This is a genomic window from Phenylobacterium sp. (assembly GCF_036502675.1).
GTDB lineage: Bacteria > Pseudomonadota > Alphaproteobacteria > Caulobacterales > Caulobacteraceae > Phenylobacterium.
On the sequence record NZ_DASXYF010000110.1, the window covers coordinates 1 to 10,846 of the forward strand.

The window sequence follows — 10,846 nt, forward strand, 5'->3', positions numbered from 1 at the left end:
CGCCGGCGCCGGATCGCTCGCGCTCGCCGGCTGCGACCGCGCCGTCAACAACCCGCGCATCGACGCCACGCTGCGCATCGCCGAGAAGCTCACTCTCGCGAGCCAGCGCCTGATCCTGGCCCACCAGCCCCTCGCCAAGGAATACGGCGAGCGCGACCTGTCGCCGGTGTTCCGCGCGAACGGCTCGATGATGCCGCAGAGCAAGGAGTACGCGCGCTTGCTGCAGGGCAAGTTCGTCGACTGGCGGCTGCAGGTGGACGGCCTCGTGCAGCGGCCGCAGGCGCTGTCGCTCGCCCAGCTCAAGGCGATGAAGGCGCGCACGCAGATCACGCGCCACGACTGCGTCGAGGGCTGGAGCGCGATCGGCAAGTGGCAGGGCGTGCCGCTGTCGCAGGTGCTCGACCTGGCCGGCCTGAAGCCCGGCGCGCGCTACGTGATCTTCCATTGCGCCGACAACCTCGGCGAGACGGCCGACGCCACCGGTCTCTACTACGAGAGCATCGACCTGCTCGACGCCTACCACCCGCAGACCATCCTCGCCTACGGCATGAACGGCAAGGACCTGCCCGTCGCCCATGGCGCGCCCCTGCGCCTGCGCATCGAGCGCCAGCTGGGCTACAAGCAGGCCAAGTACGTCAACCGCATCGAGGTCGCCGACGCCTACTCGCACCTGAACGGCGGCAAGGGCGGGTTCTGGGAGGACCGCGGCTACGAGTGGTACGCGGGGATCTGAGGGGTCAGGTCCAGACTGCGTCCGGCGGCGGGTGAGGCGGCGGGGGCCAAGCTGCGGCCAGGGCGGCCGGCGCGCTCACGGCGGGCTGCGGATCGTTGGCCGGATCCCGGATCGGACCGTCCGGCGGCAGGCCGAGGCTGACGCGGATGCGGGCGATGCAGGCCTCCACCGGGCCTTCGGCGAACGCCTCATAGAGGGCTTCCTCGTAGAGCCGGTCGTCCAGGTCCTCCAGCAGGCGCTCGGTCTCGCGGCCCTCGGTCTCGGCCTGGACCGCGCGGGTGACCGCCGCCGACACCTGGGCCTTGCGCGCCTTGACCGCCTGGGTGGACCGGAAGCGCTCCGCACTGTCCACGGCCTGCCGCTCGCGCGTCAGCCGCACCTCGAGGTCGAGGCAGAGCCGCACCGAGCGCGCCGCCCGCTGGAAGGCCAGCGCCAAGCCTTGCGCCTCCTCCAGCGTCTGGGCGGCCTTGGCCCGCGCCTCGAGCCCACGCGCCAGCGACAGGCTGAGCTCGGTCAGCTCCGCCAGCACGCGGCCATGCCGCTCGGCCATCTCCGTCGTGCACGCCATGAACAAACAGGGAACACGAGAAGGGCTTGCTGTCAAGGTTTTTCGACGACGCGCCTCGGGATCGAGGGTCGTGGCCGCTGTTCAAGCGTGGGTGGAGAACCAATTTTCTCCGGTAGCCAATGGCCGTTCGTGACTCTGTGCGGGCCTTGGCAGGGTCCGCTTGTCGCGCAGTCAGACCGTGGGAACCGTGCCGCCGTCGATGACGTACTCCGCCCCGTGCAGAGTGCCGGCGCGGTCGCTGGCCAGGAAGGCGATCAGGTCGGCGACCTCCTCCGGGCGGTTCGGACGGCCGATCGGTATCCCGCCGAGCGAGCGCATCAACCCTTTGCGCGCAGCTCCTGTCCCGACCCCCTCCGCCTCAGCCAGCCGCTCGATCATGCGGCTCGCCGCGTCGGTCTCGGTGAAACCCGGCGAGACACGGACCACGCGCACGCCTTGGGGCCCGACCTCGTTCGAGAGAGCCTTGCTGTAGTTGCTGAGCGCCGCCTTGGCTGCGGCATAGGCGAGGGTGGACTCATAGAGCGGCAACACGCGCTGAATGGACGAGACGTGGACGATGACGCCATAGCCCTGGTCGATCATTGTCGGCAGCAGCGCGCGGTCCAGGCGTACCGCTGACAGCAGGTTCGCGTTCAGCGCGTCCGCCCAGTGGTCGTCCGTCAGGGCGGCATAGCCACCGCCCGGCGCCGAGGAACCGCCGACGTTGTGGATCAGCACATCGAGCCCACCGAGTTGGCGCAAGGCGGCCTCGGCGACGCAGGCTGCGCCCTCCGGGGAGCCGAGATCCGCCGCGACGAACGCATCCGGCTCTTCGAGGTCGTGCGGCGCCGTCCGGGCCGTGGTGAAGACGCTCGCCCCGGCTCCGCGCAGACGGCTCACGACCGCGGCGCCGATCCCCTGAGTCCCGCCCGTGACCAGCACCCGCCGGCCGGAAAACGCCGCCTCCGGCGCGCGCAGCGTGATCTCCAGCTCGGCGATCTGGTCGCCGGCCAGGGTGAAGCGATAGCGCAGGTCCGCGGGCGCGCCGGGGAAGTCGCCTGTGAGGTGGGCGGTCACGACGCCCCCGTCAGGCCCGGGCTCAAGGCTCCGCGGCTCGGCGTGGAATCGATACTGCCGCCGCGCGTCGTCCGCCCATGCGCGGACGGCGTCGCGTCCATGGTGATCGCGCCCCTCGTCGCGGACATGGGCGTCGGCTGCGAAGGCCGCCGCAACGGCATCAGCGTCATCGCCGTTGGCGGCTTGGAAGTATCTGGCGATCGGGAGGGGAAGCTTCACGGTCATCGACATGCGCTCCGCATTGGCTGAACCCTCAATCTGGGACTATACTTCTCTGATGACAAGAACCGACAAAAAAGTGGGGTACTCACCTACGGGTAAGCTTGAAGATGTGACGCCGGACATGGCCGCCACCGGCGTGGAGGCGGCGTTCCGGATGCTGGAAGGGCGCTGGAAGATGGTCATCATCTTCCACCTGTTCGATCGCGAGGTGCTGCGGTTCTCGGAGTTGGAGCGGGCGATCCCCGGCGTCTCCCAGAAGATGCTCATCCAGCAGCTTCGCGACCTGGAACGGGACGGCATAGTCGAGCGGGTGGTCTATCCGCAGGTGCCGCCGAAGGTAGAATACCGGCTGACCCCGTGGGGCCAGGCGATGTGCCCGGCGCTCGACGCGCTGCTGGAATGGGCGGCGCAGAGGCCGCAACCCGAAGCCAGTCCGCCGCCAGGCTGAATGTCGGCTTCCGTCAGGCGTCCCGACGACCGCTCCGGGCGCGTATTGGCCCCCCCGCGCCGGAACTGGCGCAACCCTGCAGTCCGCCTAGCCCAGCGCGAGCCTTCCCCCCAGGCTCAGCTTCAGGGAGTCCGGTTGACCGCCGCTCTGGAGATAGAAGCGGTGTCGGGCGTAGAGCCAGGCTTCGTCGAACCCGGACCCGTACAGGTCCTGGACCACCTTCAATTCGGCGTGGCCCTCGGCGTCCTGCTGCTGGGCGATCAACCGCAACAGCCTGTCACAATGCTTGCTCATCGGGGACCTGCCTTAACCTGGGTTGAACACCGGGGAGCCAGGGGATGTTCCGAGACCCTTCCGCCTGCGGAGGGTTGCGGCCTGCGGCGCGGCCGATCAGCCGCCGACCGGCCGTCGGCGCGGCCGGGATCACCCGCGCGCGGCGATGAACAGGCCCGCCGCCAGGCCGGCGGCGGCCGACAGCGGCGCCGCCTCGCGCGGCCGGCTGCGAACATAGCGGTCCAGGCAGGACGAGACAGAAAACCTCCACGCGCCTCCGTCCTGTTCCGGAGGCCGGTTGGGACAGGCGAGCAGCGGGCGCCCGGCGATCGGGGAAAAAGCCAGGCGTCCGCCACTGCACTTCACCCGTTGGGCGTCGGGTCATACACCGATGCCGGATGTCGCCTGACCGGGACATGAACCACGGCCAAGCCTGCGGCGGCGACGCGCGGCGGCCGGGCGGCAGGCCGGGTCCGGCGACCTGCGCCGCGCTTTAGCGCCATTCGCAGTGGCGGTGGTGGTGTCGCACCCAACAGACCTTGTGGCGATGGTGGCGGGCCATGCGGCCGCCGTCCGTGCGGTGGTCGCCGCTCATGCGGTGGTCGCCGTTCGTCGGGTTGTCGCCGTTCATCCGGTGGTCTCCGCCGTTCTGCATGGTCGGCGGGCGATCCTCCGGACGGGGACCGGACGAGTACTGCGCAGAGGCCGGGGCCGCGGCGAGGACGGCGGCTGCGAGCATGGCGGGAAAGATGAGCTTCATGGGCGTTTCCAGGGTTTGGGGCCCCGGCTAGGAAAGCCGGTTTCAGCCGCAGCCCTAACGCAGAGCGCCATCCTTGGATGCGCCGGTCGGCGGCCGATTGCGCCCCCGACCGCCAAGATTTCAAACTGAAACGAAAAGTTCTCCTTTTGGACCTTCACTATACCGCGATGTAATAAGGTCAAGCTGGGAAAACATAGTCTGCCTTGACTACTCACAGTTGAGAAGAAGTCTTGCATTCTCCGGTAGCAACTGCCACGCGAGACCGCTAGGGTCTTCGCTAGGGCCGGGGGCTGGATTGATAGGAGGATCAATTGCGACGACTTCTCACCTATGCCGCAATCGGGCTTTGCGCGCCGCTCATTCTTGGGTCGGGGAGCGCGAGCGCCCGGAATTACGATTGCGCCAAGGCCGGCAACGCCAACAAGGCGGCGTGCAAGTCGACGGTGACGGCCGCCGCGCCGGCGCCGACGGCGAAACCCGCCGCCCAGGCCGCCGCCGCCCGCAACTATGACTGCACGAAGGCCGGCAACGCCAACAAGGCGGCCTGCAAGTCGGCGGTGACGGCCGCCGCGCCGGCGCCGATGGCGAAGCCGGCCGCCCAGGCCTCCGCCGCCGCAAAGCCGGCCGCCGCAGCGACGCCACGCATGGCTCCCGCCGCCCAAGCCGGCCAGAACACGGCGGTATGCAAGGACGGGTCGTACAGCAAGAGCCTGCACCGCAGCGGGACCTGCGCGAACCATGGCGGCGTCGCCAACTGGCTGGTGAAGGTGTCTTAGGGCACGATGATTTCAGGCGGAATCGCCCGCTCAAAACCCGCTCGCCCCGGCCCCCGGGTCCGACCGGCGGCCGGCCCGAGGATGAACTCCGAGGGCGTGACGGTGGGGCGAGCCGACGCACCGCGCCAAGTCCGCGCCCCTTCCACCACCGGCTCTTGGGCCCGTGGTCCCCGTCCTCTTCGGGACAGGGGAGGAAAAGGCGACGTCGCGGCTCCCAACCGCCGGCGGCGACAGGCGGGCCGTCAGTACGGCGACGGCCCCGCCTGCGCCGCCTCGGCCGCGCAGGCGGCGGGGTTGGGGCCCGGGCCCTGCCGGCGGGCGTCGGCGACTTCGCGGCGGGCGGCGTCCAGGTCCTGGCGGAAGGCGGACTGGCCGTGCAGGGCGGCCACCAGGACCGAGGCGTCGGCGAGGCCGGCTTCCACCGCGCTGGCGGTGTGCACGCCGCAGACCACCCGGCTTTCGCCGAAGGCCCGCGCGCGGACCAGGATCGGCGTCGCCCGGTCGGGGGCGAGCTCAGCCAGGATCAGGCCGTAGGTCCAGCCGAAGGTGGCGTGGCCGGAAGGATAGTCGGGGCTCCTGGCCAGGTCGGCCGACGGCGGCTGGCAGGTGGGGCCGGTGTCGACCAGGTACGGGCGCCGGCGCCCGTAGAAGTCCTTGGGCCGGTTGACCGCCCGGCCGATGTCCGGCCCCAGCCGCTCGAACATCGCCAGGGTGCGGGGGGCGTTCCGCCCGGTCAGCTCGACGCCCAGGGCGCAGGCCTCGTGGGCCAGCATGTGGGCCTGGTCGACGTCGGTGACGGCCAGGGCCCAGCGCGGCGTGTCCTTCAGCGCCCGGGTCTGGCGGAAGACCGCGCGGTCGGCCGCGTCGCGCGCGGAGCCTGCCGGCGGCGGCGGCGGCAGGATGCGCACGGTGTCGGGGGCGGCGGCCTCGCCCAGGTAGCCGTCCGGTCCGGCCTGCGGGCCCCTGGCCACGGTCAGGCCCGCGCCGAGGACGACCAGTCCCGCGGCCGCCGCAGTCGCCTTCGCCTTCCACGCCATGCCGGTCTCCACGCTCGTCCGGGGAGTTTGCCGGCTCAATGCGAAGATTCTACGTCGCGATTCAGCCGGCGAAGAACGCCCTTCCCTGGAAGGGGGAAGGGCTATCGCATATTTCGCGGCCGATCCGGAAGGGGGGCTCCGGGCGTCAGACGGGCCTGGCGAACAGCCTGGCCCAGCGGGGGCGCTCGCGGCCTTTCCAGCCGGCGCGGTGCCAAGCGTCGGAGGCGATCAGCGGCACTACGGTGGTGGCCTCGGCGAACACCATCTGCTCCCAGGTCACGTCCACCTTGCCCCAGGAGCAGGCCTCCTTCAGCGTCGAGGACGAGCAGGCGCCGTCGCGCACGTCGGCGACGGTGATCTGCACCGCGTACTTGTGCATCTCCGCCTCGACGCCGAGGATCTCGGCGCAGACCACGGTGTCCTGGGCGAAGTTCTTCGGCACGCCGCCGCCCACCATGAACAGGCCGGTGGTCCCGGCCGCGATCTTGACGTCGGTGAGCTCGCGGAAATCGGCGACGGAATCGATGGTCAGGTAGGGCTGCCCGGCCTTCATCCGCTCCACCTGGTGCTTCACCAGGCCGAAGCCGGCCGACGAGTCGGTGAAGGCCGGACAGAAGATCGGCACGCCCTCCTCATAGGCCGTCTGGATCAGCGAGCCGGGCTTCCTGGCGTTGCCGGCCGCCAGCCACCTGCCCATCTCGAAGATGAACTCGCGGCTGGAGTAGGGGCGCGGCTCGAGGGCGTCGCAGAGGTCCTTGATCGTGGAGTCGCAGCTCTGCAGCTCCTCCTCGTCGATGTAGGTGTCGTAGATCCGGTCGATGTAGAGGGCGCGCAGGTCGCGGTCGTCGACGTTGGACTGGGCCTGATAGTGCTTGAAGCCCAGGGCCTCGAAGAAATCCATGTCGACGATCGAGGCGCCGGTGGAGACCACCACGTCGATCATCCCGTACTTCACCATGTCGCGGTAGATGTGCATGCAGCCGCCGGCGCTGGTGGAGCCGGCCAGCGTCAGCCAGGTGGAGCAGCCCTTGTCCTCGATGGCCATCGACAGGATGTCGGCGGCGCGGGCGGTGTCACGGCTGGTGAAGCTCATCTTGCGCATGGCGTCGATCACCGGCCGGGCGTCGTACTGGTCGATCGCCACATGCTCGACGGTGTCGGCCAGCAGTTCGGCCTTGCGGTTGGAGGCTTGAACGTCAGCGTTCATTCTCTTCGTTCCCTTGGAGTTTGAGCGCCCGTCCAAAGTGACGAACCCGGCCGGACGGAGCGACGGCTGGATTCCGGTTTGTCGATCCTTCTCCCCTTGCGGGAGACGGGACCCTAACCCTTACCGACGCCGGCGCTTCTTGCCGCGGGCGCGCGTCAGCTTGACGACATTCTGCTGCTCGCTGCGCGGCGTCGGGATCGAGCGCCGGGCGAGGCCGAACATCGAGGCCATCGGGGCGTCCTCCACCGCCACGGTCTCGGCGTCGCCGAAGCCGTTGAAGCGGGTGTTCATCGCCACCCCGTAGGCGCCCAGCATGCCGATCTCCACGTAGTCGCCCTCACGGACGTCCTCCGGCAGCCAGAACGGCCCCGGCATGTGGTCGAGGGAATCGCAGGTCGGCCCGTAGAAACGAAAGGGCTTGAGGGTCCCCTCCACCTCCTCGGCCCCGCCGTTCTCGCCGCGGATCAGCTTGACCGGAAAGGGCCATTTGGTGTGCGCCGCGTCGAACAGGGACCCGTAGGAGCCGTCGTTCAGATAGAGGGCGTCGCCCTTCTTCAGCTCCACCTTGGTGAGGATCGAGGAGGCCTCGGCCACCAGGGCCCGGCCCGGCTCGCACCACAGCCCGGTGGCCTCGTGCACCATCATCTCGGCGAAGCCGCGGTCGATGGAGTCCAGGTAGTCGCCCATGTCCGGCGGGATCATGCCCGGATAGACCGACGGGAAGCCGCCGCCCACGTCCACCACGTCGGCGAAGACGCCGGCGCGGACCAGGGCGCGCGAGGCCTGGGACATGGCGGCCTGGTAGGCCGTCGGCCGCATGCACTGGCTGCCCACGTGGAAGGAGACGCCCATCAGGTCCTGGGTCGCGCGCCGGGCGGCCAGCAGCAGGGCCGGCGCGTCGTGCGCTTCGACCCCGAACTTGCCGGAGAGCGAATAGGCCGCCCCCTCCGCCGCGACGGCCAGCCGGACCATCAGGTTCAGGTCCTCGGCCTCGCCGGTGGCGTCGAGGATCTTGGCAAGCTCCTCGTGGGTGTCGAGGGCGAAGGTGCGCACACCGTGGTCGAAATAGGCGCTGGCGATCGCCTTGCGGCTCTTCACCGGGTGCATGAACGCCATGCGCGAACCCGGGGCGAACCGGGAGACCAGCTCGATCTCCGGAATCGAGGCCACGTCGAACGACGTCACCCCGTTCGCCACCAGGGTTTCGATCACCCACGGCGACGGGTTCGCTTTGACGGCGTAAAATACGTCGCCCTTGAAATTCTCCTGGAACCAGCGCGCCGCTACGGCCACCGCGCCCGGCCGCGCAAAGGCGACAGGACGTTCAGGCGACCGCTCACGGACCAGGTCCAGGGGCGTATGATACGTGTGCAATTCACGTAACCCCCAACGGATTGTTGAACCCAGGCCGGCGTTAGCAGCGCTTTTCAGGACATCGGGTCCGCCGGAGCGGTGCGAGATAAGGACTTTGACCTGGGATGTAAAGACCTTTGGCCGCAACGTCCTGCGCGACACGGCCCACGCTGGACCGGGCTGTCGCCGACGTGGCATGAAGTCATCGCGCAGGCCGGACCCTTCCCTGCCGCAACGGCCGCCATCGCGCGTGGGGGATCTCCGCCGTCCATGTCTGACGCCGCCGTCCTGTCGATCCGCAAGGTCTCCAAGAGCTTCGGCGCGCGCCGAGCGCTCGACGCGGTGTCGCTGGAGGTCCGGGGCGGGGAGATGATCGCCCTGATCGGCCCCTCGGGCTCGGGCAAGTCCACCCTGCTGCGCGCGATCAGCGGGCTGACGCCCGTCGACGCCGGCGAGGGGGTCATCGAGGCCTTCGGCGGACCGGTGCAGGCCAAGGGCCGGATCAGCGACAGGGTGCGCGAGGCGCGGGTCCGGGTGGGCTTCATCTTCCAGCAGTTCAACCTGGTGGGCCGGCTCAGCCTGTTCACCAACGCGGCCCTGGGCTCGCTCGGCCGCATTCCCGTGCTGCGCGGGGCGTTCGGGATCTGGCCGGCGGAAACCAGGGCGGCGGTCATGGCGGCGCTCGCCCGGGTCGGCGTCGCCGACTACGCCGCCCAGCGGGCCAACACCCTGTCCGGCGGCCAGCAGCAGCGCGCCGCCATCGCCCGGGCCCTGGTGCAGCAGGCGCAGATCATCCTGGCCGACGAGCCGGTGGCCTCCCTCGACCCGGTCTCCGCCCGCCGGGTGATGGAGATCCTGCGCGACCTCAACCGCAGCGACGGACTGACCGTGGTGGTGACGTTGCACCAGGTGGACTACGCCCTGCGCTATTGCGACCGGGTGGTGGCGCTGAAGGCGGGCCGGATCGCCTACGACGGCCCGGCCGACGCGCTCGACCGACCGCAGCTCACCGACATCTACGGCCCGGAGTTCGAGGACGTGTTCTGGGAAGGAGCCCCGAAATGACCGCGAAACGCCTGGTGGCGGGGCTGATCGCCATGGCCGCCCTCGCCCTGGCCGGCTGCAGCCCCAAGCCGGCGGAGACCAGGGCCGCCGCGACGGAGCTCACCTTCTCCATCCTGTCGGCCGAGAACCAGCAGTCGATGCAGCCCCTGTGGCAGCCGCTGATCGACGACATGTCGGCCCAGCTGGGGGTCAAGGTGAAGCCGTTCTTCGCCTCCAACTACACCTCGCTGATCGAGGCCATGCGCTTCGACAAGGTGCAGGTGGGCTGGTTCTCCGCCCTGCCCGCCCTGGAGGCGGTGCGCCGCGCCGACGGCGAGGTGCTGGGCCGGGTGGTCGACGCCACCGGCGACGCCTCCTACCAGTCGGTGCTGATCGTCCGGAAGGGCTCGGGGATCACCCTCGACGGCGTCCTGAAGTGCGGCAAGCGCTACGGGTTCGGCATCGGCGACGCCAAGTCGACCTCCGGCACCCTGGCGCCGATGGCCTATCTGTTCACGCCGCACGACATCGTTCCGGCCGAGTGCTTCAAGGTGGTGCGCTCCGCCAGTCACCAGGCCAATGTCTTCGCCGTCGCCAACGGAGTGCTGGACGTGGCCACCAACAACAGCGTGGGCCTGCTGTTCGCCGCCCGCGAGAACCCGCAGATCGCCGCGAAGATCGAGGTGATCTGGCGCTCCCCGCCCCTGCCGGAATCCTCCATCGTCGCGCGCAAGGACCTCGACCCGGCGATCCGCGAGAAGCTGCGCCAGTTCTTCCTGACCTACGGCCAGGGAACCGGCCCCGAGGCGGACAAGCAGCGCAAGGTGCTGGCGGGCCTGGCCTACGGCGGCTTCAAGCCCGCCGACAACAGCTACCTCGACCCGATCCTCGAGATGGAGTCCGCCGAGGCCCTGGCCGAGGCCAAGCGCGGCGGCGACGCCGGCAAGATCGCCGCCGCCCAGAAGGCCTTCGACGACGTCCGCGCCAGGGCGGCCCAGCACCGCGCGGTCAATCCCGACGCCCAATGACGGCCGTCCCGCCCCCCGCGCTGCTCCCGCCGCGCCGCCCGCTGCTGCAGCGCGCCCCGGACATCCTGGTGTGGGGCGGGGTGATCGTGCTGCTGGCGCTGGCGTTCGGACCGGTGGAGCTGCGGCGCGCCCCGCTGCTGTTCACCAATTCCGAGAACATGCGCACCTTCGGCCGCGAGCTGGTGCATCCGGACTTCACCTACTGGAAGCTCTACGTCGCCCAGATGTGGCTGACGGTGCAGATCGCCCTGTGGGGCACCTTCCTGGCCGTGGTCATCGCCGTCCCCTTCGGCCTCGCCTGCGCCCGCAACCTGTCGCCAGTGTGGCTGCAACAGCCATGC

13 protein-coding genes are annotated in these 10,846 nt (G+C 70.0%); 6 read left to right on the plus strand and 7 right to left on the minus strand.

From position 1 onward, the window contains the following. A partial coding sequence (locus VGL30_RS14635; protein WP_331540749.1) for a molybdopterin-dependent oxidoreductase occupies positions 1-733 on the plus strand: 733 nt, incomplete at its 5' end. Between the two features lie 4 nt (positions 734-737). On the opposite strand, the gene VGL30_RS14640 is transcribed toward VGL30_RS14635, so the two are convergent. Both VGL30_RS14640 and VGL30_RS14645 read right to left on the minus strand, forming a co-directional pair. Beyond that, positions 738-1,301: a hypothetical protein gene (locus VGL30_RS14640; RefSeq protein WP_331540750.1), complete on the minus strand. Its 564-nt coding sequence runs from the start codon at positions 1,299-1,301 to the stop codon at positions 738-740. 171 nt (positions 1,302-1,472) lie between these two features. Next, complete coding sequence (locus VGL30_RS14645) at positions 1,473-2,588, minus strand: SDR family oxidoreductase (RefSeq protein WP_331540751.1); 1,116 nt, start codon at positions 2,586-2,588, stop codon at positions 1,473-1,475. Between the two features lie 112 nt (positions 2,589-2,700). Between VGL30_RS14645 and VGL30_RS14650 the strand changes: the two genes are divergently transcribed. Further along, positions 2,701-3,027, plus strand: a complete 327-nt coding sequence (locus VGL30_RS14650; RefSeq protein ID WP_331540752.1) for a helix-turn-helix domain-containing protein — start codon at positions 2,701-2,703, stop codon at positions 3,025-3,027. A gap of 87 nt (positions 3,028-3,114) precedes the next feature. Here VGL30_RS14650 and VGL30_RS14655 read toward each other — a convergent pair whose 3' ends face one another. Then, positions 3,115-3,321: a hypothetical protein gene (locus VGL30_RS14655; protein ID WP_331540753.1), complete on the minus strand. Its 207-nt coding sequence runs from the start codon at positions 3,319-3,321 to the stop codon at positions 3,115-3,117. A gap of 472 nt (positions 3,322-3,793) precedes the next feature. Further along, positions 3,794-4,060, minus strand: a complete 267-nt coding sequence (locus tag VGL30_RS14660; protein ID WP_331540754.1) for a hypothetical protein — start codon at positions 4,058-4,060, stop codon at positions 3,794-3,796. A 311-nt stretch (positions 4,061-4,371) separates the two neighbouring features. Here VGL30_RS14660 and VGL30_RS14665 point away from each other — a divergent pair, with 311 nt between their 5' ends. Further along, complete coding sequence (locus VGL30_RS14665) at positions 4,372-4,836, plus strand: DUF3761 domain-containing protein (RefSeq protein ID WP_331540755.1); 465 nt, start codon at positions 4,372-4,374, stop codon at positions 4,834-4,836. Positions 4,837-5,078: 242 nt separating this feature from the next. Here VGL30_RS14665 and VGL30_RS14670 read toward each other — a convergent pair whose 3' ends face one another. From VGL30_RS14670 to VGL30_RS14680, 3 genes are all read right to left on the minus strand, one after another. Beyond that, positions 5,079-5,873 (minus strand): phosphatase PAP2 family protein, encoded by a 795-nt coding sequence (locus tag VGL30_RS14670; RefSeq protein ID WP_331540756.1) that lies wholly within the window; start codon positions 5,871-5,873, stop codon positions 5,079-5,081. 145 nt (positions 5,874-6,018) lie between these two features. Then, positions 6,019-7,080 (minus strand): 1,9-bis(guanidino)-5-aza-nonane synthase, encoded by a 1,062-nt coding sequence (locus tag VGL30_RS14675; RefSeq protein ID WP_331540757.1) that lies wholly within the window; start codon positions 7,078-7,080, stop codon positions 6,019-6,021. Between the two features lie 120 nt (positions 7,081-7,200). After that, the gene (locus VGL30_RS14680) at positions 7,201-8,454 is read right to left on the minus strand and encodes a type III PLP-dependent enzyme (protein ID WP_331540758.1); all 1,254 of its coding nucleotides are present in this window, start codon (positions 8,452-8,454) and stop codon (positions 7,201-7,203) included. A gap of 249 nt (positions 8,455-8,703) precedes the next feature. Between VGL30_RS14680 and phnC the strand changes: the two genes are divergently transcribed. The 3 genes from phnC to VGL30_RS14695 all read left to right on the plus strand — a co-directional run. Then, positions 8,704-9,498 (plus strand): phosphonate ABC transporter ATP-binding protein, encoded by a 795-nt coding sequence (gene phnC, locus VGL30_RS14685; RefSeq protein ID WP_331540759.1) that lies wholly within the window; start codon positions 8,704-8,706, stop codon positions 9,496-9,498. Continuing rightward, a complete protein-coding gene (gene phnD / locus VGL30_RS14690; RefSeq protein WP_331540760.1) occupies positions 9,495-10,505 on the plus strand; it encodes a phosphate/phosphite/phosphonate ABC transporter substrate-binding protein in 1,011 nt (336 codons plus the stop codon). The genes phnC and phnD overlap by 4 nt, the downstream gene beginning before the upstream one ends. Then, on the plus strand, positions 10,502-10,846 hold a 345-nt coding region (locus tag VGL30_RS14695; protein WP_414695014.1), incomplete at its 3' end, for a PhnE/PtxC family ABC transporter permease. The genes phnD and VGL30_RS14695, both read left to right, overlap by 4 nt.